Annotated in this window: 21 protein-coding genes and 1 pseudogene; 10 read left to right on the top strand and 12 right to left on the bottom strand. The window is 41.4% G+C overall.

Annotated elements, in window-relative coordinates; all coding sequences use genetic code 11:
- The 3 genes and pseudogenes from WMW72_RS20415 to WMW72_RS20405 form a co-directional block, all read left to right on the top strand.
- Positions 1-1,134: pseudogene (locus WMW72_RS20415) on the top strand (hypothetical protein); the annotation flags it as partial.
- Positions 1,131-1,427, top strand: coding sequence for an EscU/YscU/HrcU family type III secretion system export apparatus switch protein (locus WMW72_RS20410; RefSeq protein WP_341417395.1), 297 nt, complete (start codon positions 1,131-1,133; stop codon positions 1,425-1,427). The pseudogene WMW72_RS20415 and the gene WMW72_RS20410, both read left to right, overlap by 4 nt.
- Positions 1,424-1,801: a YraN family protein gene (locus tag WMW72_RS20405; RefSeq protein WP_341417394.1), complete on the top strand. Its 378-nt coding sequence runs from the start codon at positions 1,424-1,426 to the stop codon at positions 1,799-1,801. The genes WMW72_RS20410 and WMW72_RS20405 overlap by 4 nt, the downstream gene beginning before the upstream one ends.
- A gap of 72 nt (positions 1,802-1,873) precedes the next feature.
- Here WMW72_RS20405 and WMW72_RS20400 read toward each other — a convergent pair whose 3' ends face one another.
- The 8 genes from WMW72_RS20400 to WMW72_RS20365 form a co-directional block, all read right to left on the bottom strand.
- On the bottom strand, positions 1,874-2,641 hold the full coding sequence (locus WMW72_RS20400) for an ATP-binding protein (RefSeq protein WP_341417393.1): 768 nt from the start codon (positions 2,639-2,641) through the stop codon (positions 1,874-1,876).
- 404 nt (positions 2,642-3,045) lie between these two features.
- A complete protein-coding gene (locus WMW72_RS20395; RefSeq protein ID WP_341417392.1) occupies positions 3,046-5,709 on the bottom strand; it encodes a hypothetical protein in 2,664 nt (887 codons plus the stop codon).
- Between the two features lie 387 nt (positions 5,710-6,096).
- Entirely contained in the window at positions 6,097-6,465 is a 369-nt protein-coding gene (locus WMW72_RS20390) for a hypothetical protein (protein WP_341417391.1), read from the bottom strand.
- An 18-nt stretch (positions 6,466-6,483) separates the two neighbouring features.
- Complete coding sequence (locus WMW72_RS20385) at positions 6,484-6,738, bottom strand: helix-turn-helix domain-containing protein (protein ID WP_341417390.1); 255 nt, start codon at positions 6,736-6,738, stop codon at positions 6,484-6,486.
- Between the two features lie 86 nt (positions 6,739-6,824).
- Positions 6,825-7,379 carry a recombinase family protein gene (locus WMW72_RS20380; protein ID WP_341417389.1) on the bottom strand — a complete coding sequence of 185 codons (555 nt, stop codon included), beginning with the start codon at positions 7,377-7,379 and terminating at the stop codon, positions 6,825-6,827.
- A 378-nt stretch (positions 7,380-7,757) separates the two neighbouring features.
- The gene (locus tag WMW72_RS20375) at positions 7,758-8,171 is read right to left on the bottom strand and encodes a hypothetical protein (RefSeq protein ID WP_341417388.1); all 414 of its coding nucleotides are present in this window, start codon (positions 8,169-8,171) and stop codon (positions 7,758-7,760) included.
- Positions 8,172-8,185: 14 nt separating this feature from the next.
- A complete protein-coding gene (locus WMW72_RS20370; protein WP_341417387.1) occupies positions 8,186-9,106 on the bottom strand; it encodes a hypothetical protein in 921 nt (306 codons plus the stop codon).
- A gap of 341 nt (positions 9,107-9,447) precedes the next feature.
- Positions 9,448-9,642, bottom strand: coding sequence for a hypothetical protein (locus tag WMW72_RS20365; RefSeq protein WP_341417385.1), 195 nt, complete (start codon positions 9,640-9,642; stop codon positions 9,448-9,450).
- Between the two features lie 287 nt (positions 9,643-9,929).
- On the opposite strand from WMW72_RS20365, the gene WMW72_RS20360 reads away from it, so the two are divergent.
- The 5 genes from WMW72_RS20360 to WMW72_RS20340 all read left to right on the top strand — a co-directional run bounded on the left by WMW72_RS20360 (position 9,930) and on the right by WMW72_RS20340 (position 18,727).
- Positions 9,930-11,723 carry a recombinase family protein gene (locus tag WMW72_RS20360; protein ID WP_341417384.1) on the top strand — a complete coding sequence of 598 codons (1,794 nt, stop codon included), beginning with the start codon at positions 9,930-9,932 and terminating at the stop codon, positions 11,721-11,723.
- A gap of 209 nt (positions 11,724-11,932) precedes the next feature.
- On the top strand, positions 11,933-13,903 hold the full coding sequence (locus WMW72_RS20355) for a type I restriction-modification system subunit M (RefSeq protein WP_341417382.1): 1,971 nt from the start codon (positions 11,933-11,935) through the stop codon (positions 13,901-13,903).
- Positions 13,903-15,159: a restriction endonuclease subunit S gene (locus WMW72_RS20350; RefSeq protein ID WP_341417381.1), complete on the top strand. Its 1,257-nt coding sequence runs from the start codon at positions 13,903-13,905 to the stop codon at positions 15,157-15,159. Before WMW72_RS20355 ends, WMW72_RS20350 begins: the two co-directional genes overlap by 1 nt.
- The gene (locus WMW72_RS20345; protein ID WP_341417380.1) at positions 15,156-18,182 is read left to right on the top strand and encodes a type I restriction endonuclease subunit R; all 3,027 of its coding nucleotides are present in this window, start codon (positions 15,156-15,158) and stop codon (positions 18,180-18,182) included. The genes WMW72_RS20350 and WMW72_RS20345 overlap by 4 nt, the downstream gene beginning before the upstream one ends.
- A gap of 83 nt (positions 18,183-18,265) precedes the next feature.
- The gene (locus tag WMW72_RS20340) at positions 18,266-18,727 is read left to right on the top strand and encodes a hypothetical protein (protein WP_341417379.1); all 462 of its coding nucleotides are present in this window, start codon (positions 18,266-18,268) and stop codon (positions 18,725-18,727) included.
- Here the strand turns inward: WMW72_RS20340 and WMW72_RS20335 are convergent.
- Positions 18,716-18,997, bottom strand: coding sequence for a hypothetical protein (locus WMW72_RS20335; protein WP_341417378.1), 282 nt, complete (start codon positions 18,995-18,997; stop codon positions 18,716-18,718). The genes WMW72_RS20340 and WMW72_RS20335 overlap by 12 nt on opposite strands.
- 242 nt (positions 18,998-19,239) lie before the next feature.
- On the opposite strand from WMW72_RS20335, the gene WMW72_RS20330 reads away from it, so the two are divergent.
- On the top strand, positions 19,240-19,449 hold the full coding sequence (locus tag WMW72_RS20330; protein WP_341417377.1) for a hypothetical protein: 210 nt from the start codon (positions 19,240-19,242) through the stop codon (positions 19,447-19,449).
- Positions 19,450-19,675: 226 nt separating this feature from the next.
- On the opposite strand, the gene WMW72_RS20325 is transcribed toward WMW72_RS20330, so the two are convergent.
- The 3 genes from WMW72_RS20325 to WMW72_RS20315 form a co-directional block, all read right to left on the bottom strand.
- Positions 19,676-19,957, bottom strand: coding sequence for a hypothetical protein (locus WMW72_RS20325; protein ID WP_341417376.1), 282 nt, complete (start codon positions 19,955-19,957; stop codon positions 19,676-19,678).
- Positions 19,958-20,258: 301 nt separating this feature from the next.
- Positions 20,259-21,035: a hypothetical protein gene (locus tag WMW72_RS20320; protein WP_341417375.1), complete on the bottom strand. Its 777-nt coding sequence runs from the start codon at positions 21,033-21,035 to the stop codon at positions 20,259-20,261.
- The gene (locus tag WMW72_RS20315; protein WP_341417374.1) at positions 21,011-21,574 is read right to left on the bottom strand and encodes a hypothetical protein; all 564 of its coding nucleotides are present in this window, start codon (positions 21,572-21,574) and stop codon (positions 21,011-21,013) included. The genes WMW72_RS20320 and WMW72_RS20315 overlap by 25 nt, the downstream gene beginning before the upstream one ends.
- A 449-nt stretch (positions 21,575-22,023) precedes the next feature.
- Here WMW72_RS20315 and WMW72_RS20310 point away from each other — a divergent pair, with 449 nt between their 5' ends.
- The gene (locus WMW72_RS20310) at positions 22,024-23,394 is read left to right on the top strand and encodes a hypothetical protein (protein ID WP_341417373.1); all 1,371 of its coding nucleotides are present in this window, start codon (positions 22,024-22,026) and stop codon (positions 23,392-23,394) included.
- Positions 23,395-23,396 lie beyond the last annotated feature (2 nt).

Below are 23,396 nucleotides of genomic sequence, written 5' to 3'. Positions count from 1 at the left end.
GCGGGTGTTGTTGGCGCAGGCGGAGCGCCAGCGCCGCAGGCGGGCTCTGGTGTCGCTAGCGGAGCGCCAGCGACGCAGGCGGGCGTGGTGGGCGCTAGCGGAGCGCCAGCGCCGCAGGCGGGCGTGGTTGGCGCAGGCGGAGCGTCAGCGCCGCAGGCGGGCACTGTTGGCGCAGGCGGAGCGTCAGCGCCGCAGGCGGGCGTGGTGGGCGCTAGCGGAGCGTCAGCGCCGCAGGCAGGCACTGTTGGCGCAGGCGGAGCGTCAGCGCCGCAGGCGGGCGTGGTGGGCGCTAGCGGAGCGTCAGCGCCGCAGGCGGGCTCCCCAGGCCCTGCTGCAGGTGCTTCGTTGCCGCAATCGCCCCCTGCAGCCTCAGACGGAGCGCCTCGTGCTACCGAGACGCCGGCTCCACAGGCGGCCCAGACTGTCGCTCGGCCAGCAGAGCCCCAGGAGCATCTGCTCGGGAGACTCATGAAGACGATCGGCATCGAGCATGAGCATCAGGCTGTAAGGATGCTGGGGACCGAGGGCGGCAACAACTTGCTGTCCGCAGGCGCCGAGAAGCATGCCGACTCGCTCAAAAGCGCGCTCATGCAGCTCGCTCAATCGGCCGATGCCCCAGATGATATCAAGCAGGCCGCCCAACAGGCGGTTCACCAGATCACGGGCCAGCAGCTTTTGCTCAGCGCGGATCGTTCGGCTATCTTTTCACATATCACCATGTTCGTTCCTATCGTCCAATCGGACGGCACCCAGACGGCTGCGATCCACATCCAGTCACGCAAGGGGAAGAGCGGCAGTCTGGATTCCGAGAATTGTCGGCTCGTTTTTGATCTGCAGATGAAGGAGCTGGGAAATACGCTGGTCGATGTGAAGGTGGTCAACCGGATTGTGAGTCTGCATGTGCACAATGATCTGCCTTACACCCAGACGCTGCTGGAGTCGTACCGAGATGAGATTGCCGGGGGGCTATCTTCGATCGGGTATCAATTTATTTCCATGAAGGTTAGTCCGTATCCGGAGAAGCTTGGCGATCTAGGTGACTTGTCCGCTGCGGGCGGTAAAGAGCTGCCTGCTGGCGCCGTGCCGGGTGTCTACGCACAGAAGCCTTACAAAGGAGTGGACATCCGTCTATGAGCGAACAGCCCCAGACGCTAAAAAAAGCCGTTGCGCTCAAATACGCCCCGGAGGCTTCTGCAGCCCCGAAGCTCGTGGCGAAGGGAGCGGGGCGCATCGCGGACAAAATCATGGAAAAGGCCAAAGAAAACGGAGTTCCGATTCAGGAGGACCCCTCCTTGGTGGAAGTGCTGTCGAAGCTGGATCTCGATCAGGAAATTCCACCCGATTTGTACAAGCTGGTAGCCGAGGTGCTTTCCTATATTTACCGCTCTGACTCCAGAGCTGGGGAATGGGGGCGGGAGCCGAGATGAACGGTAGACTGGCAGGGCGGAAGGAGCGAGGCGCCCGAGGCGAAGCGGAGGCCGCAGCTTATTTGCAGAAGCAGGGCATGTCCATTATTGCCCGCAATTGGAGCTGCCGGACCGGGGAAATCGATCTTGTCGCTGAGGAAGAGGGCATCCTGGTCTTCGTCGAGGTGCGTACCCGCAATTTAAACGCCACGTACGGTACCCCACAGGAGTCTGTCAACGCACGCAAGCAGTGGAAAATGATAGAGACCGCCCGTGTATATATCCACAGGCATGGCAGACACGAGAGCCAAATTCGTTTCGACGTCGTGTCGATCCGCATGGCTTCGGACGGCGAACTAACCGAACTGACACATATCCGCAATGCGCTCGGCTAGAGCGACGTTGCGGATTTTTTGTACTTTGTGCCTCAAGGCGAACCACAGGAGCTGGGACTTTATGCCTACGATCTAGCTGCGGAATAACGGCGGGGTTTGCTGCTTTTTGTCCAGGCAGCGGTATTGTAGAGCCTCGGCTATATGTGGGGTTGCGATATTAGCGAAGTCCTCCATGTCGGCAATGGTGCGAGCGATCTTCAAAATGCGGTCATGCGAGCGGACGCTCAGCCCGAGCGAGTGAAACGCATTCTCGAGCAGACTGGAGGCGTCGGATTCCAGACGGCAGAACTCCCGCAGCAGCCGGCCGCTCAGCTCGCTGTTGAACGTCAGGCCGAGGTTCCGGTAACGCTGTAGCTGTACCTGATGGGTACGCTCTACCGTCTCCCGCATCGTCTCGGAGGAGAGCGGGCTGTCCTGGAGGGTAAGCTGCGAATAGGGCACCCGGGGCACCTCGACATGAAGATCGATCCGATCCAGCAGCGGACCAGAGATACGGGATCGGTACTGCATGACCTTGATGGGGGAGCAGAAGCATCCTGCCTCCTCACTGCCGCTGCTATCCGCACCCCAGAGGCCGCAAGGACATGGATTCATCGAGGCAACAAGTAAAAAGTGAGCCGGGAACTGATACACGGCCTTAGCTCGGCCGATCGTGACATGGCGGTCCTCCATCGGCTGCCGCAGCACCTCCAGGGCGGCCCTTGAAAACTCCGGCAGTTCGTCCAGAAACAGCACGCCCCGATGGGCTAGGCTGATTTCCCCCGGTTTGGGAACTCCGCCGCCGCCGACAAGTCCGGCGGACGAAGGAGTAACATAAAGGGTGGAGAGTAACAAAAGCAAAACCGGCATCCCTTATATTACCGTTTCAGCCGATACGGTAATATAAGGGGTAGCGTTGATATAAGAAAGATGATTGAGGTATTACTCGTTGGAACCTTTGCTTATGAAATAGCTTGGATACTGGCTTTCTACAAACTTTAATACGTTTGGTCGTTTGAATAATGCCTCTTTTATTGACTTTCCATCAGCTTTGAACGTGTTTGAAATGCTTTGATTGATTAACTCTCCGCTTCGAAACATACGAAGTATCGTTTCTTTATGTACTCCTGTTAATTTCGCAATTTGTCGCGAGGAGTACAATACTGTATCAACAAACTTATCAAAATATTGTGGAAGGATGGGGGGGTACCCCATCCTTGCGCACCAATTACAGTAATGCTCCAGACTGTACGTAAGCTGCATGTTTAACCAACTTTCATTTCGTTAATTTGCGCTTCCAATGCAACGATTTTCTGTTGCAACTTCGGCAACAATTCTAACCAACCGTCTTCTGTTAACCCATACTTCTTCGTGAACGACTTTTTGAACCCCGAAGAAATTTCATTGAAGAAATTCTTTTGATCCCGCAAGTTCTCCTTTAGAACGTTGAATCTCTTGGCTTCTTCTTCGGATACAGATTCGACTGCTGCACGATTTGTTTCTGTCGAAATGATTTCCGGTTCGATTTCAGGAACAACAACCACTTTACGATAACCCTTTCTAATTTCCCAATCATAAAAACTTTTATACTCCGAATCCTGTCTTTCACCAACAAGATTGATCGGGAACCCAAGCGCTTCAATCATGATTGAAAAATATTCATCAGCTTTAGTGCCATCCTTTGCGTAATTTTTGCGCAAAATCGACTTTCTAATGCTTTTGTTATTAATATCATGACGAATGTGCAATTCCGCAGCTCGCTCCAAGTGAGGTCTTAGGTCGTCAGTTACTTTTGTTTGATTTAATATCAAATCAGCAACCGTATGCCTCACATCGTAGTATTTGTATTTCCGTTTTTCGGATTCCGGAAGGAAATTACACAACACTTCACGATTTTCCCAAATCCAATACGAAATCGTCGTTGGTGCATAAATTTCGTCATGCAAACGATCTTCGCTCCTAAAAAGATAGCCTTTTGCACGCGTCTCGGGAAATTTTTTGTATAGCACGGATAAATATTCGTTAATTACCGTGACTAACGATGGAGCAATGTACGTACCCCATACCGGAGAAGGTCCATATGCGCCTTTCGTAACATCTTTACGGATTTTCAATAACCCATATCCGTTTGGATCATCAGTAACCTTTGAAGGACCTACTATGCCCAGCTGAGGTGTTTTGAATGTCTCGCCCGCTACATATTCAAATCGACGAAGAAATCCGGCTTCCGTAAGTTCAAAATCCCTTATCAAAAGTTCGCAAAGCTCCTCGTTCCTGACGCCGGTGAAACTTCCGAAGAGATACATTGCTTTTCTCTTTAATGGATTTTCAAACTTATGTCTTACATGCCCGTGCCGTGTTATATACTTATAATTCTTAATGTTTTGATCAAAAAGAATTATTTGTTCCCGAGTGAAGTGAATGGCAGGACGCTGATTTTCTTCAAGGGGTTCCGGTTTTTCTTGGAACGATGCTTTGAATATATCCTCGAGATCCTCTTCAAACAGCTCAAGTAGATCTTTTTTTGTTTCGTAAGCTTCCCATTCTGGGGAACTCTTCTTTTGATTTTTTTCAAGTAAGCTTCTTTTGCTTTCTCGCAAATTTTGCTTTTGTTTCTTGAAAACGAACCACATAAATGGCTTAAGGTAGGTCTCGACGAGAACATAAAAATTGGATTCGATATACCCCCTCATCGCATAAGACATGTCAGATTCTCTAAAATCAACAACTGTAAAGACGGTTGGATCGAAAATCTGCCTTTCTTCTTCTGTTAGTGGTCGATAAAACCCTGGTCTCGTTATTTCCCAATAATCGTCTATGCTGCATCGTCCGCAAACGATTTTATAGCATAATATTGCCAAACTCCTTCGAATTAAATACTTTTTCCTTTCTTTGTTCTTTGGCTTTTTTCCACCTATTATACTGCCCGGCATTTCGATCGTTCCGCCATTGCAAATATAATCGGCGTATTCATTAATCCAATTCAAAATGACATTTGCACCACGCTCAGCTTCTTCTTCCAACCACTCAAGCGGAGTGCCTGTAACGGTATTTCTTTGATCCTGAAAACTTTTCGTTTTCACTTCTTTCATTATTCGATTGACGTTTTTTTCGAGCCAATCGATTTTCCAGTATTGCTCACTGATCCTTCCTTCCTTCAACAGACCTTTCTTGTACCAATTACGAAGTTGGTTTACACCTATTTTTAAATGATCAGCGACCTCTTCAGTTCCTAAAAAATGTTCTTTCAAATCAATCCTTTTTAACTTCTCCAAGATAAACAGATATTTCGTTCGACGTGGAGGCGTTTGGACGTCTATTCCACTTGTGAAATAAACATCTTTAAAATAACCGTGATCAATCATTTTCTGCAGGGTGCCTTTACGAACGTTTAGCACTTTTGCTGCTTCAAAAATGTGAACAAGTTTCCCATACTTTTGTTCTAATTCTTCAACGGATGGAAGGTGGATCATGGCTAATTCTTCAACCTTTCTTTTAATGAAATAATATTCTTGTATAGCTGAGTGAATTTCTTCGCCCGCTTTAAAGTAGCACTCCCTGTATTCACCTTGTTGGATTCGTTTTTCCATTGTTTTGAAGCTAATTTTCAGTATCTTTGCTGCTTCAAATCTGGTGATCAATGTGCCATATTGTTGTTCTAGCAACTTTGGCTCCGGTAACGTGTTACTCGCAGAAAACTCCTCTAACTTTCGCAAAATGAAGTAATACTTTGCGTCGTTATCTTTCTTTGGAGCCGATGTGAAATCTTTATCTTTCACGAGATAACAATCTTTGAACAACCCTTTCTGTTCGATCAACTTCTTCAAATAAGAAGGAGATGTTTTCAAGTGTTTTGCTGCAGGAGCAATACCAATAATCATAGGTCCCTCTATTTCCAGAACCTCTTTATACGTCGGCAGTTGTGACACGATATTTCCTCCTCTTCAATTATTGACAATTATTTTGAACAATATGCTTATGAATGACACAAACGACACATTTGAATGCTATAAGCTTTGGAATATTGGCGTATATTCTTATGCTTTTCGTATTCAAATGTGTCGGTTGTGCGGTACCCCTACTCCAAATCACCTAATTCGTGGGAAATGTGTGGTTTGTAGCTGGATATGTATTACATAAAAACACATTTTAGCTCGTAAAATGTGTCGATTGTTGCATTTGTGTCACTATTGTAATTCAATATAATAGCTGATTTATACAGGGAATATTTTCATAATCGTAGCGGGTTTGGCGATAGGGGTGTTAATGAATGATACACATAAAAAGGCGACGATGAATTTAACATCGTCGCCTTTTTATGTGCCTCGTTCTTGTTCTTCATTTACAAGAAACTGAACTAAATGATTCGTTCGGGCTTTTAAGTTTTTAAGCTGTCGATCGTCAGGGTATTTTGCAATCAGCTTATCGAAAGCATCCCTGATCAACTTTCGCTCTTTACGCGGATTAAACAACTCTTTTGAACGGATGGTCGATTGATCTTCGAACATCTCATTTAAAGCAATAACGTTTCCGGATTCAGAGCACGTTTCACATTCCCAGTTTCCGTCAAATGTCATTTTAATTTGGTTGCTACATTTAAAACAACAAAAGATTACGGCAGAATGATTCTCAACATAATAGTCTGCTTTCTTTGATTTCAAAAAAGAAATAGCTATTGAATTCATTTTGAAGACACCTGCCGGTTATGACAATTTAGAGTGATTTCTACCACGTCGCATAAATTCTTTAAAATCGCTACCTTTTATTACGTACTTGCCACCCCAACTATAAGAAGGAATCTTGTCTTGGCGGCACCATCTGCGCACCGTTTCAAGACTGACATTTAACATTTTTGCAACATTGCTTGGACTTAATGTTGTTTTGTCCGGAATGGCTTCAAATTCTTCGTTAATACCTTCGTTCATGCCGAGCTCAATCAAAGTTGTATACTTAGCCATTAGATATCATCCTTTCTTGTAATTAATAGTATTTCCGATCTTTCCAGATACATACATGAATTGCATGTTCGTTTCAAATCATTATTTTACTTAACTCTCCGATATAAGGTCGCTTTGCTGACACCGGTCATTGCTGTTATATCAGCAATGCTGTATTCCTGGCTTCTGTACAACCGCAACGCACGTTCAATGTCTGCAGCGTCCTTTTGTGGTCTTCCTCCGCTGCGACCTCTACTGCGAGCAGCTGACAAGCCGGCATGCGTGCGCTCGATGATCATTTCGCGCTCAAACTCCGCGAGCGCGGCAAGCATGTTGAACATGAGCCGTCCGGTCGCGGTCGACGTATCGAGCTTTTCTTTGAGCGAAACGAACTCGATATTATGCGTTTTAAAGTGTTCGGAGAGCTCGATCAGGTGTTTGACGCTGCGTCCGATCCGGTCGAGCTTCCAGACGACAATCGTATCGCCTTGCTGCGCGTACGCAAGCAGCCGCTCAAGCTCTGGACGGTCCTTTTTAGATCCCGTCATCTTTTCTTTGAACATGTCCCGGTCTTCGACGCCAAAAGCCCGTAGGGCATCAATTTGGAGCTCTAAATGTTGGTCATCGGTCGAGACGCGGGCGTAACCTAATTTTCTACTCAATTTTATTACCTCCGAGTTTAATTTCAATTTTCTGGAAAACAATGAATACCACCTCTGATAGAAAGGAGGTGCCGGCTCATGAAAAACTTTTTAAGAGCAGTCGTTTTTTTTGGCGGGATCACGTTATCCGTGATTGAGTGGTGCGAATCAAATAAGGAGTAACACACCATCACGGCGTTTTTTTCGCCTCAACATGAAATGGATGCCTAAGACTCTCAAAAACGGTTAAACCGGCTTATTTTGATTCTTTGATTGATAGACGGAAATTGGAACCACTGAATGATGGTTTGTGAAAGAAAAGTGCGGTTCCTATGCCAAGTCTCAAAAGTCACCGTTTATGAAACGGGGTACATTTCATTCGCATCAATCTTAAAAGACCTACTCCAGTAATAAGTGAGCAGACGGTAATTTGAATCTTTCCTCCAGCCATTTTCTTACCTCACCAATACTTGTACACACTTTTTCCATTTTGTCATTAAAAAACAGATAAAATTCAAAGTCATGATAGTTAAGCTTTAAATCGACCATATGATCGCCAATTGTCATTTGAACATGATAACGATGTATCCGCTTATAGCTGCAATTGTTTGTAAGTAACCAATCGCGAAGCACTACCAAGCCGGATTCGGCAACTTCAGGAGATTTAGCGCTTAGCTGCATACATAAGTCCGAGAACCTTTTAAGCAGCGCTGGATCATTTCTTTGCTTCCACCATTTTTGGTTGATATCGCCTATTTCATCGATAATTTTACCTTTATTAATCTTCTTTGGCTCTTTGAAATCATGCTCCATTTGTTCTCCATCCTTTATGATTTTGGCGGTCGACCTGGCTTCTTATTTTTTAAAGCTTCAAGCTGGTCGCGTAATTGTTTAGCTTCGAGTCGATATTCATCGATGCGCTTTTGTGCCTTCTCCTCAGTTGCATCCCGTTGTGCTACGACCGCTTTAAGTTGTGCCGTAAGATCGTCCCGATATTTAGAAACTTCCTTATGAGCAGCTTCACGTTCTTGTCCAACCGCTTTGTTCATTTCAAGCTGATGTTCCGCTTGCAAACTTAGCATTTTCACCTCGGCATCCTTTTGGGTCTCTTTTAAGCGAAGCTCGAGTTCTTTTATTTTTTCTGTAGATGCTGCGTGTTCCCGAGTTACATGTTCAAACGACTGGATCTTTTCGTCTAGTTCAGCGATACGTTTGTATTTTTCGGCGATATCAACATTTAAATGAACGATGGCTTCTTCTTTGAGTCTGAGCGACTCCGCGTGTTGAACACGTTCTTGCTGGATGAGCTTATTTTCTTGATGTAGCAGTTCGTTCGACCGTAAAAGTTCTTCTTTTTCATTCTCAATATCCGATAATTTCTGCTCGGACTCCTCAAGGCATTTTTTAAGCGCCTGTTCTGTTTCAGAGGATTTAGTCCCCAATGTGTCGAGGTTGTTCGATAGCGAATTCTCACGTATACCAGCTCGCTCGATCATTCTGATATACAGTTTGTTAATTCCACTTGTATAATTCATCAGTTCGGTCAAATCGCCGGAACTTAGCTTTAATAATTCCGGCGACAAAGCCGTGTCTGTACCTTTGCGTATTTGATTGGCTTGGTCGAGGCGTCCAAGGTGCTCTAAATAGTCTTTTTTAGTAGGTTGTCCTGAACTAGAAAAGAGCCTGTCTAACAGTGCACATGTATCTGGTGTGGCTTTAGCACCCCAAGTCAGATCATCTTTTGACAAAGAATTCACTCCTTGTACGTTAACTTTTGAAAATAAAAAAATTTGGAAAAGCTGATGCTATCAGCTTTTCCAAATTCGAGGAAATTATACCAAGTTAACTTTTCTATGTGCTATTTTTACGTTATTTATAGCAAAAGCTTTGATTTATCAAGGGTTAACCCACTTTCGGGGGTTAACCCTATTCGGTGACGCTTACTTGTGGTATGGCATGATGATGTCTATCACGCTATACATTGTAATTGCATTTTGTACTTACATATTGAAGTTCGGTTGATTATTCCCCAAGCCCCACCCTTACCGGCGGGGTATTTTTTATTCTGTTAATTATTTGATAATCCTTCCTAGCACTTACCAAAATAAACCGTACAATTGTCCCTTAGATAAAAGCCTTCCGGAACATGAATACAGCTTTCATTGAAACCTAAAATCTCACCGGTGTATTCAACGCTGCCTTCCATATGAATTTCGATTGGGATGTGCTTTAAAATACATAGCGATAACTCGCTGTCCGTCTTTAATACCCTTTGCTTTTCCAATTATCCCATCTCCTCATGGATAAAATAAAAAAAAGCACAGCTAACCCGACAAAGGTTAACGGTGCTTCCGTTAAGGAAAATAGTACCATTTATTGAGGTGCTTTGCAATAGTAATGCGAATTCGCCAATAATTTAACTAGAAATATGTTTTTATTTAAACGCAGTATATTTTTACTATATCGATCTCACGTTGACGGAAAAAATACCCTACTTGTATGATGTGGTGACTATGGGCATACATACCTGGCAATAATGCTAAGTATCGTTTTTTTGGAGAGTGAGAGAAAATGATAGAAGCAGTGGCTTATGCAAGGGTTTCGACCGATTCGGAAGATCAGCTCAATTCGCTTGAAAACCAAATGAGTTTCTTTGGCGAGTATTTTATCGAGAACGGCTATAAAGCAGCCGATTGCGGCGTGCTTTGCCGTAAAAACGGGGAAAATGAAGTGCTGCAAGGCACCTATGCCGATGAAGGCATCTCTGGAAAAAACTTAAGCAAGCGCGAAGCCTTCAAACAAATGTTGAGGGAAGCCAAGTTAGGTAAGTTCAAACTCATTGTCACCAAGTCAGTTGCTCGCTTTGGACGTAACGTTGAGGATACAGCTAAAGCGGTGAAAGATTTAAAAGAGCTTGGCGTAGGCGTTTATTTTTTGGATCTAAAAGTGAATTCGCTTGATTCTTCTAAGGAATTTATGATTAATCTTTTTGCGGCGCTGGCACAAGAAGAAAATAATAATCGTTCCTACATTACGCAATTTGGCATTCGCAAAGCACAAAAGGAAGGCAAGTGGACAACGGGCAACCCGCCTTTTGGCTATAACATTGTCGATGGTTTTTTACAGGTCGACCCAACTGAATCAGAGATTGTTAAAAGGATATACGACTTATATTATTATTCCGGATACGGCACCGGCAGACTTGCCAGACTTTTAAATGAAGAACGTATTCCAACAAAGAAGAATAAGCAATGGTCGCAAAAACAACTTATGACCATACTCGAGAATCCGATTTACACTGGCGTGCAAACGACGCATACGAAGCAGACGATTGACATCAACCGCGGGCTGCAAAAGCGCATCCCGAGGGAAGCGCAAATCGTGCATCATTTCGAACATTTAAAGATCATAGAGCCAGATTTTTTTAAGCTCGTTCAAATCGAAAAAAAGAAGAGAAAAGAATTGTTCGGTTATGTTGAAGTCATCAACGAAAAAGTCGTAAACGACGAAGGCGAAATAGAAACAAAAAAGAAACGAAAATTACATCGCTCAAATCGAAGGTACAGCAGCGAACATCTATTAAGCAACCTTCTGGTTTGTAGTCATTGCGGTGTAGGACTTAAACGAAAAAAACGGCATGCGCATCGACGAAAAGATGGGACTTCGAAAAATCTAGGATATGAGTGGTGTTGTGCGATCAATGATATGTACGGCAGAGCAAGGTGCGCGTATCGCAGTTCGATGCCGGAAGATAAAATTATTGAGTTTTTAATAAATGAACTAAAACGAATAAAAGATGATGATGAATATTTTGATTCTGCACTCAGGGGACATATTTCTCTTTATTATGAAGAAGAAAATGTTCCACAAAGACTTATTTTATTAGGGGAACAGATACAAGAAATAAATGAAGAAATAAAAACAAATTTAAGGCTTGTATCGAAAAACATACTTACAGATGAACAATTTGATGAATTCAACGGCGACGCGCAAGCGAGATTAAACAGCTTGCAGCGTGAACATAACCGCTTGATGTATTTGGACGTCGAAATTGAGGAAGTGAAGTTAAAGCATCAAGCTTTTCTAAAAATGCTTGAAACGATCGATGTCGATCAGTTGACTAACAGCAGCCTAAGAAAATTAATTCGCAAAGTCGATTTTGTCACAATGGAAGCTAATGAAATAAGACTGCGCCTTGAATGGAATTACATGGATATATCGTATTCACAGCGATTGAGAGACAGGTTTTTAAAAGAATATGGAACGGACAAAGTGTCACTTGACATCAATATTGAGGATATGGACAATCGGACACGTGAAGAGTTTGAAGAAGCTACTGAAAAATTGATTAATTGGACGACTTAGTTTGCATAAAAAGAAGCTGCCTGAAAGGAGGTTAGCTTCTTTTTATTTGTTTTAATACTTTAGTCTCAGATCCGTAGCCTGTAAATTTATACAGAACTGGGGTGGCACTTCTGATATAATGTTGATTGATGTCGTTTTTGCTCAGATTAAGGGAATTTGCGCAGGGATATAATTTATGAATTATTGCGGAAATGAAAAGGGGATTTAACATGAATTTTTCAGACAAAGTCAGTTTAATTTGGAATATCGCAGAACTGCTTCGCGGTGATTATAAACAATCCGATTATGGCAAAGTCATTTTGCCATTTACTGTATTAAGGCGGCTTGATTGTGCACTTGAGGATACTAAAGAAAAAGTGCTTAACAACTATAAAACCATGACAGAGCCATTAACGACAGTCCAACAGCGTATGCTTGAACGCGCTTCTGGTTCCAAATTTTATAATACTAGTCCTTTCACTTTACGAACGATTCGCGATTTTCCAGGTATGCTCGGCGATAACATCAAACAGTATGTTCAGGGATTCTCAGAAAACGCACGCGAGATCATCCGTTATTTTGAATTCGAAGCTCAAATTAATAAGTTACAAGACGGTAACATTCTCTTTAATGTCCTTGACGAAATACTTAAAATCGATCTTCATCCGAGTCATGTAAGCAATATCGAAATGGGATATATATTCGAAGAACTCATTCGTCGTTTTTCGGAGCAATCTAATGAAACAGCCGGGGAACACTTTACACCGCGTGAAGTTATTCAATTAATGGTTAATGTTTTGTTTGAAGCAGACGCAGCGGCGCTTACTGGTGAAAAAGTCGTACGCAAAATTTATGATCCTGCTTGCGGTACAGGCGGTATGCTTGCGGTAGCGAATGAATATCTTCGCAAACTCAATCCTTCGATGAATATCGAAGTTTTTGGTCAAGAACTAAACGGTGAATCCTATGCCATTTGTAAATCCGACATGCTGCTCAAGGGACTCAATGTTTCTAATATCAAATATGGAAACAGTTTTACCCAAGATGGACTTGAAAACGAAGAATTTCATTATTTTTTATCTAACCCGCCATTTGGCGTTGACTGGAAGAAAACACAAAAAGAAATTGAAGAAGAGCATAAAAAGAAAGGCTTCAATGGTCGTTTTGGCGCAGGACTTCCGCGTGTAAGCGATGGATCGCTTTTATTCCTTCAACATATGATTTCCAAAATGAAACCAGGTGAAGGGCGTATTGCTATTGTTCTGAACGGCAGCCCGCTCTTTACCGGAGGCGCTGGCTCCGGTGAAAGTGAGATTCGCCGTTGGATCATTGAAAACGATTGGTTAGAAGCCATTATTGCACTGCCGACGGATTTGTTTTATAACACGGGAATCGCCACTTATATTTGGGTGCTTAGCAACCATAAACCAGCTGATCGCCGTGGTAAAATCCAGCTCATTAACGCGGTTGATTTTTCCCAAAAGATGCGTAAGAGTCTTGGTAGTAAACGAAACGAGCTCAGTGAAGACCAAATTGAAGAAATCGTTAAACTTTACAGTTATTTTGCGGAAACGGAAAACTGCAAAATCTTCGACAACGAAGACTTTGGATATCGCCGTATCACCATTGAACGCCCACTGCGACTTAATTTCCAGACTTCAGTCGATCGAATTGAAAAGCTTGATTCTCAAACCGCATTGAAAAAGCTATCAATAGGTGAGCAAGAACAAATTAAAGCAGTCCTATCCGAAATGGATAGTTCGAAGCTCTATTTAAATCGTAGTGAATTTGAGAAAACATTAAAGAAAATATGCAAAGAAAAAATGCTGACAATCAAACCGCCAATATTTAAAGCGATTCTTTCTGCATTATCCGAGCGAGATGAACATGCGGAGATCTGCTACGACGCCAAAGGCAACAAAGAAGTGGATGCTGAGCTTCGCGATTTTGAAAATGTTCCACTGAAGCAAAGCGTTTACGATTACTTTGATGCTGAAGTACGTCCTCATGTCGAGGATGCTTGGATTAGCGATGATGTACGGGACGATAAAGACGGTGAGGTCGGCAAGGTGGGCTATGAAATACCGTTCACAAGGCATTTTTATAAGTATCAAGAGCTTCGCTCTTCAAAAGAAATAAATGAAGAAATTAGAATATTGGAAAGCGAAATCCTTGTAGCGCTCAAGGAGGTCATTTTCTAATGCTCGTAAATCGAGAAGATAAAAAAATAAAATATCTCTGTACGCTAATAAACCAAAAAGCTAATGAAACCGATAATGAGAAAATTTATATTGGTTTAGAAAACGTAGAGCCGAAAACTTCAAGGCTACTTATTAACGAAGACGCTCCTGCAGAAGTCGATGGTCAAAGTAATCTGTTTTATAAAAACAATGTGCTTTTTAGTAAATTAAGACCATACCTTGCGAAAGGATTTGCTGCTGACTTTGAAGGTCGATGCTCTGGTGAATTTTTAGTGCTTCAAACATCAGACAAAATCTCACCTAATTTTTTAAACTATTTAATGTTGTCCTACCATTTTATTGATAATGTAAACTCCTCTACCTATGGAGCCAAGATGCCGAGAGCTAATTGGGACTATATTGGCAACATGAAGGTAGTCGTTCCTGCAATAGGGGTCCAAAAGTCAATTGTGGACCTCCTTAATGAAAGAACGCATAAAATTGATCTCATGGTTGAAAAAAAACAGAAGCTCATAGACCTTCTGCAAGAAAAGCGTCAAGCGATCATTGACGAAGCCGTCACCAAAGGTTTGAACCTTGAGGTTCCCATGAAAGATTCAAAAATTGAGTGGTTGGGCACCATTCCGGTAAATTGGTCAATAAACAAAATCGGTAGGGTTTATTCAATTGATATGGGGAAAATGAATCAGAGCGAATCGAAAAATTCGAACGATACTTACATTCGATATTTAAAGTCTATAAACACGCAATGGTTTAAATGTGATTTAAAGAGTGAGCAATATATGTGGTGCAACTCAATTGAAATTAATAAAATTGATGTACAGCCAGGGGATGTTTTGGTTTGTGAAGGAGGAGAAGTTGGGCGTGCTTGTGTGGTAGAGGAAGTGCCTGGGAAAATGATTATTGAAAAGTCCCTTCATCGAGTTAGAAGCACCGAGAAGGCAGAAAATAAGTTTTTATTGTATCTTTTAAAATGCATCGCTCAGAATGGATGGTTTGATGTCTTGTGTAACAAATCAACGATTCCTCATCTCACAGCAGAAAAATTAAAACAAATTAGAATACCTTTGCCTCCGTTAAATGAACAAAAGTTGATAGTTAATCATTTAGATGAAAAGATGATTTCTATCGATCTATTAGTTAGTAAGATCAACCACCAAATCGAAAAACTTCAAGAATATCGCCAGTCTTTGATTAGCGAAGCCGTTACCGGAAAAATTGATGTTCGTGAGTATATAGAGGAGGTTGTTCAGTGACCATCGATTATCGCGAAATCGTGTTTGAAAATGCCGTAGAACAAATACTTCTTCAGCAGGATTACTACAAAGGTAATCCTGCTGAATTTGATGCCTCTCTTGGCTTGTTCCGTTCTCGGTTGATTGGGTTTCTGCAAGCAACGCAGCCCAAACACTGGACCGCTCTTCAGAAAATTTATGGACCCTCGACGGAAAGTAGCGTTATTAATTCCATCATCCGAGCGATTCAAACGCATCCAAAGGGTTTAATTGGCTTTCTTCGCGACAGCGCTCAGGGCAAGTATAAAGACCGCGGCATAGAACTACGTATGTTCTATATGAAGCCGGATAATGACTTTAATCCAGATGCTGTTCTTAATTATCAAAAGAATCGGTTATCTGTTACTCGTCAAGTTCATTACAGCATAAAAAATAACAATTCACTTGATGTTGTTATTGATTTGAACGGCTTCCCTATTATTACGATGGAACTAAAAAATCCTCTGACTGGTCAAACCTTTGAAAATGCAATTCATCAATACAAGAATGACCGCGATCCAGCAGAGCCAATATTCCGGTTTAACGAACGCTCGCTCGTCCATTTTGCACTCGACACCGACGAAATACATATGACGACAGACCTTAGAAAAGAAAAAACATATTTTCTACCTTTTAACAAGGGCGATGACTTTGGAAAAGGCAATCCGATTCATGAATCGGGATATAAAACCACGTATCTGTGGGATGAAATCCTGCGAAAAGATAGTCTTTTTAATATTTTGCAGCGTTTTATTGAGCTTAAAATTGAAGAAAACAAAAAAGATAAAAAAAAGAAAAAGAAACAGCTTATTTTCCCGCGTTATCATCAGCTTGATGCCGTTCGGAAAATCGCTGACCATGTGTATGAAAACGGCGCTGGACAACGCTATCTCATCCAGCACTCGGCTGGGAGCGGCAAGAGTAATACGATTGCATGGACAGCGCATCGGCTCGCATCGCTTGCGGATGAAACCGGCAAAGCCATATTTAACACGGTTGTTGTTATTACTGACCGAATTGTCCTCGATTCGCAAATACAGGATACCATTCGGCAATTTGATTCGACGCCTGGGTTTGTCGCTTATATCGATAAAGGATCGCAACAACTCGCCGATGCTTTGATAAACGGCGCAAAGGTTATTGTAACAACACTTCAAAAGTTTCCGTTTGTCATTGGAAAGCTAAATAACATGCCCAAAGAATCCAAGTATGCCATTATCATGGATGAAGCGCATAGCTCACAAACCGGTATGACATCAACAAAAATGAAAGACATGCTTACATATAAATCACTCGAAGAAGCAGAAACCATTGATTCTCGCGATGAAGATTTGCTTGATGTGGATGATCAGATTGCGGAGGTTCTTGCCGGCTATGAGCGTCGTAAAAATTTAAGCCTCTTTGCATTTACAGCGACACCAAAAAAGAAAACGATGCAAACGTTCGGTGCCAAAAATGAAGACGGCGAATATGAAGCTTTTCACCTGTACTCCATGCGCCAAGCCATCGAGGAAGGTTTTATCCATGATGTGCTCAAACACTACATAACTTATGATACATATTTTAAAATTACAAAAACAATAACAGATGATCCTGAGGTGGAAAGCAAAAAAACAAAGAAAGCCATTGCACGTTTTGTATCACTGCATCCGACGAACTTATCTCAAAAAGCAGAAATTATTATCGAACACTTCCGTACATTTACGAAAGACAAAATTGGTGGGCAAGCCAAAGCAATGGTGGTGACTTCGTCAAGGCTGCATGCTAAGCGTTATATGGATGCATTTAAAGCTTATTTAGAGCAGAAAGCTTATACCGACCTTCGGGTGCTTGTCGCATTCTCAGGCAATGTTGAAGACGTCGAATTTGACGAAGTCGTAACCGAAGCTGGCATGAACGGATTTCCGGATACACAAACAGCCGAAGTGTTCGAAGAAGATGAATATAAAATCATGATTGTAGCGGACAAATATCAAACCGGATTTGACCAACCGCTGCTGCATACTATGTATGTTGATAAGAAATTAACGGGCATTAAGGCAGTTCAAACGCTATCGCGCTTAAACAGAACGCATCCTGATAAGACAGATACGTTTGTACTCGATTTCGTTAACGATCGCGAGACAATCAAAAAGGCATTTCAGCCTTATTACGAGAAAACGGAAATTGATGAAGAAACCAATCCAAATCTCCTGTATGAGTACCGCAGACAGCTTGATGAAACGCGTATCTATGAAGAAAATGAAATCAATGCGTTCTGTGATGTCTTCTTTCAGCCTAAGGTGAAGCAAACAGCAAACGACCAAGCAAAGCTATATAAAGTTCTTCAGATGCCTGAGAAGCGATTTAAGGAGCTCTCACCGCCGGACCTTCAAGATGATGTAAAGGCACTCATGAAAAAGTTTGTGTCGCTATATTTGTTTCTTTCTCAGCTTGTGGAATACGAAGAAGATATGAAACGTTATTTTGCATTTATACGATTGTTTTATAAAAAAATCAGCGATCCACTTGGAAAAAACGGTTGGACACTTGATGCGGATCTTGTTGATCTCGAGTATTACCGGATCAAAAAAGCCGAAGAAGGTCAAATCGAACTTGAAAAAGGTGTCTCTGCCCCACTTACAGGCGGGAACGGCGCAGGCGGCAAGAAACCAGAGGATTACAAATACTTATCTGAAATCGTAAAGCAAATCAACGAACTCTTCGGAACAAACTTAGATAGTGAAATTGTAAGTGGTCAGCTTTATGAAGTTGCTGAGAAGTTTGTAAGCACACCTGGTATGAAGGAACAGGTTATAAATAATTCATACGAAGATTTCAAATACCCATTCGAAAATCAATTCATTGATGGCATTGTCGATTCGTTTGAAGAGCAAAAGGAACAGCTCGAAAACGAGAACGATCAATTAAACAAACTCGTTCAATTTGTATCGACCAGCGATGAAGGCTGCAAGATGATTAGCGAAGCCGTTGGGAAGATTGTTTATAACTTATTGAAAAAATGATAAATATAAAAAGCAGCTAAACCAAGCTGCTTTTTTGAGACTTTCCGTACTAAATATAACAAAACAAAGGAAGAGAAATCGCAATGGGAGACCAAGACTATTACAAGGTCCATAATTTAAACGGAAAAGATTATTTGATATTAATTGATGAACATTTTTTCAAGCGGGTTGATCAAAGAAACGAAGATATAAATAAGTTTAACGATACCTACCTCTTACTTGCCAATCAAGGGTTCATTTTCGGTAATGTTAACGAACGATTAGTTGTAAGGAATTTTCAAAAGAACATTAGTTTCATATATGCAGTAGAAACTGTTACCGAATATGATACGGATCGTTTTGATCAAGCAAGTAACTTTTCAGAAAAAGTATACTTTGTAACCTATTTTGATCATGCAGAAAATTTAAATCAAAAAAAAGTGCAGAGAAACATCCTTGTTACGCCACAAGGAAGTATATTCCATAATCAAGCTATTTCATCAGATGATTATATTATTTGGTTTACTTCGACTCAAGGTCGTACCCCCAGAACATTATTCAATTGATTTAATTAGCTCAATCATCCACTCAGGACCGTTTGAATAGGGACAAGCTATGCTTTTTATAAAAAAAGGTCCGTGAGCAAAGTAATATGACCATTGTATATCATGACCATTTTCGGTTGCGATATATAGATACAATTCACCGCCTTTATCGTCAACTAAGTAATATTCTATGTAAGCAATCTCATCAAATCGCTTACCATAAAAAGCTTCTCTCGAATTAATTGTAGTTTTATTTTTATAAAACGGATGATTCAAAATCCTATCTTCCATTTATCATGCCTCCAAGGATTTAATGCGATCATTGCATTAAATCCTTTTGTAATTCTTTGATTATATCCTCTTCGAACAATAAAGCCATTGCCTTTTGGGAGGAATCGCAAATGACAGACCGCAGGCAGAAGTTAGCGGAAATCGAACGTCTCAACCAAGTATCGTTTCAAATGCTGGCGACGCTCCAAAAACTGAGGAAGTAGGACGCGATTTCGGACGCGAGCCTGCACCTGGTCGCTCTGATGGGGTGGGGAATCAGTGAATCGGGTCTGATGTTCCAGTGGGTGAGCAGGGACGAATTGATCGGGATACTCGTCCGGATGCAGCAGCGGTTATCCCCGCAAAAACTGATGAACCAGTTGATGATGGACGAGGACAAAGAACCGATGATAACAGAGGAAATGTTCCAGGGGAATCCGATGGACGTAGCGGAGACGATCTTGGAGGCGTAGATCACGAAACTGAACGCGGAGGGGATTCTACTGGCGCGGGAGGACATCGACCACGACTGAAAAATGAATTTTGACCGATTCCGTATTTGAGGACTACACGCCGAAAAAACTCTTCAAAAGCCCTAAAAAGCATCCGGCGCAGCTTGCCGAAAGCGAGGTTTACGAAAATAGCGAAGGATTAAAAATACAACCACTTCTCTTGAAGTGGTTGTATTTTTAATCGAAGCTAGTTTGGATTCACGATATTTAAGGCATGACTTGTTAGTCTTAATGTGCTTGCGCTATTACTTTGCGCCGCTGTTGTTGATTTTTCTAAAACCTCAGATCGATTTTTTTCTTGTTCCATCATAACACTTTGATCATAAATGATTTGATCACGTTTTTCTATTTGTTTATTTGCTTGTGCAAGTTGAGAATAAAGACGTCGGATTTCTTTAGACTGTTTCTTGTCTTTGTCGATCATTTCTTTGTAATGTTCCATCGATATGTCTCGATTTTTGTTAAACATGCGACCACCCACCTTTTATGGAAGTTTTTATAATTTTCCCATAAATGATGTGACATATGTGAGTAAATTCTTGCCTATAGTAAGCAAATTAAGGCATCAGGTAATTCATTTGGTGGGTCAAACTTCAAGATTATTGGTAAACATTAGTTCTTTGACTACGTTTTCGTCTAAAACTGTAATATAAAAGGTGGAGTAAACGAAAACCGCCACCCGAGATGTTACTGTTTCAGGGGAGGCGGTAACATAAAGGGTAGAGATAATAATCTCTACCCTTCCAAAAGAACATATTAGCAGCTTCGACTTATCCAGTAGCAAGTACGATCTGAATATCAGCATCTTTATTTTTAGTTAAAATCACTGAATTATTATCTAGTGATATTTCTGCGTTCGTGTAAAGTTCACGTGTAAGTGTTCTCTCGAAGTCAGAATCGTTTAAAGTTGCAATATCAATCCCAGTCGATTTAAAACGGGTTAGTTCTACCCTGTAGCTAATAAATGCACTATATTGGCGTAATGTATCATAAAAATCACCAGAATAAGTTTTTGAACCAGTCTCACGTAAGGTTTGGATTATTTGATTGAAGAAGGAATGGCAAGATAAAGAAATCCCCTTTAATTCTGGGAGCGTCATTGCGGGAGCTCCAATTGGCTTATTACCTTGAGACCGAGCAACTATCCTTTTATGTAAGATAGCTGGGTCTTCCACGGCAAGTAACACAAATTCCATAGAATAACCAGCTTCCAATAAGACCTTTATGTCCGATTCTACACCACCAGAGGTTACGCCCTGCAAGAATACGACGAGATCTTTTTCCTCTTGTGTTCCTTTCTTTTTAAGAGCACCTTCATATTCAGTCAAAAGGGTTACTAAATGACTAGTCGTTTTCCATAGAATATCCGTTGGAGAAGGAGGTGGTTTTTTTTCTAATGTTGGGAAAAAAAAGTAGTGATTCAAAATATCCTTATCTATGCTTATAACCTGTGAACCTTTATATTTTTTGAGCTCATTTTTAAGAGTAAATGATTTCCCTGTTGCGGGAGGACCAAAAATCACTACCAATCTTGGCGATCGTTGCAATCGATATCTCTCCTTATTGCTTCCTTCACTTCTTCAAAGGTCATACCAAACTGTCCAAAAAGACGATTTAGCGTTTTTAAACTAAGTTCCTCATAATCCAGATTCATTACCATATGACCAACACTGTGAGCAAGCATATTTCTGAGATACTCCTGGGTTTCACCCTTGTAATTTTTATCAATTCTCAGAGACTCTTCTGTGATATATTTTTGAATAGCTTCTAATTCTAAATGTACATTAGATCTAGAAGCCTGTTCAGAAAGTGCAGCAGCTCTTTCTACAGGAACTCTTTTTACAAAAAGGGGCAGATTATCATCATTATCATTGTTGTTTATTAAAGTTCTTGCGCCCCAACGAAGTGGTTGAACTTTTTTAAAGTGGGGCTTCAAATGCATCTTTTCAGATCCGACAATCACAGGATGAAATTCGCCATCCTTTTCCAAAGAGAGGATGATCGGGTAATCCCCGCTTTGTAAAGTTCTTGTAGCAACGACTTCCTTTAAATCATTCAAATAACCAGTTTCCCTTTTTTCAGGCATTCATGTCACCCCCGATAAAGAATAGTAATACAAAAGAAACACACAAAGTAGTTCCAAAATTAAATATTCTTACCTTTATTATACTTCAAGCAAGGGAATATTCAAACTATTCTAACGTGTGTCCACTACTTTCGATGATACAGCATATTTGAGAATGATAAGCAACCGTAACTCGATACTCAACTACAAACAACTGGTTACCGACTACATTGCTTGGACGACGCTTCGTAGCGGTTTGTTGTTTCGTCTGATCGTAAATAATCATCGTTGAGTGCCTTTTGAAAGTAAATGTGCTTTCTTTTTTGATGTCGAATTTTGATCTTGGGCATTGAAGGGTGTTAAGTACAAATCTTAAGCTTTTCTACAACGTAATGGTTGTTGTGACAATGTACAGGATATGGTACTATTTTCCTATGAGAAATAACGATATTATTATAGGGTGAACCGATATGTTGATTAGACCGAGACTTAACGATTTTCATGACCTGCCATTTACACAAGAAGAAGTGGATTTCGCAATCCCATTTCTTGATGAAGATATTCCATTATATTTGGACCCATTTTTATTATGGAAATCACCGTCCATGCAAGACAATGCTTTACATGCCATCATTTCGAATTCATTTAATCATTTAGGACATCTGATTAAAAAGAATAAAGAAAAAGAAGCGGCTGAGATTTTGATTCGAGCGTCGGAATGTACTGAAGTTGGATTAGGCACTTCGGCGAATAAAAACGGGATGAGAATCGGGGAGAAAACAGCAACTTCGATTTTATCGCTCTTCCAGTCTGTTCCTCAGATCACAGAAGGTGGATTCACTCATTTTGAAGAAATTCAGCTTTATGTTGATCAGATTTCAAAGGATCGGGTGAGCGATATTTCCTGCAACTTTTTGAAGTCGTTTTTGGTCGATTTCACAATCCAACAGTGCGACAAGCATAAAATACCGATGGAGAAGGCAAGAATACACGATTTGTACGATCATAAAAAAAATCAGCTTGTTGAAGAGGATGCATATCTACCTATCAATCCGGAAACTAAAAAGCCGGTATTGCTTGTTCCAAAGCGATGGCTTCGCTATATTCCGTGGATTAACTATGAAGATTACTTTGATGGTTACTTCGTAAAAGAGGTTTGGCAAGACAAAAACAATGTACCTTCTAGAGTTGAAATTTTGGAATATAACCGAAAAAACTATGATGTGGTTCAAAACTTTATCAGGATGAAAGAAAAAACATCTGAAGATTGCAAAAATGATCCTCTGTTTAAATCAATACCGATTACATCAGCCAAAAGAAAATTAAATGAAATTATAAAATTACCATCCGGTAAAACTGATAATGCGGATAAAAAATATGAAGACCATGTTTGTCAGCTTATGGCGTCTGCGCTGTACCCTCATTTGGATTTTGCTCAAGCACAAAGCAGAACAGATTCTGGTGCTTTGATTCGAGATCTAATTTTTTATAATAATCGTTCTTACGATTTTTTGAAAGATATTTATGATGATTATAAAAGCAGGCAAATAGTAATGGAATTAAAGAATGTCGCTAAGGTGGAAAGAGATCATGTTAATCAACTCAATCGTTATCTAACGGACTCGTTCGGCAGCTTTGGCATTTTAATAACAAGAAACCCTCTACCAAAGCCAATCTTCAAAAATACGATTGATCTCTGGTCAGGTCAACGAAAATGCATAATTGCATTGACAGATGAGGATCTAAAATTGATGGTTTCCGTGTATGAAAGTAAACAACGGCATCCGTTAGAGGTTATCAAAAAGAAATACTTGGAATTCAGACGAAGCTGTCCATCTTAAGC

Origin of the sequence: Paenibacillus filicis, from assembly GCF_038070315.1 — a bacterium.
Taxonomy (GTDB): domain Bacteria; phylum Bacillota; class Bacilli; order Paenibacillales; family NBRC-103111; genus Paenibacillus_G; species Paenibacillus_G filicis.
This window is presented reverse-complemented; position numbering and strand designations above follow the sequence as displayed.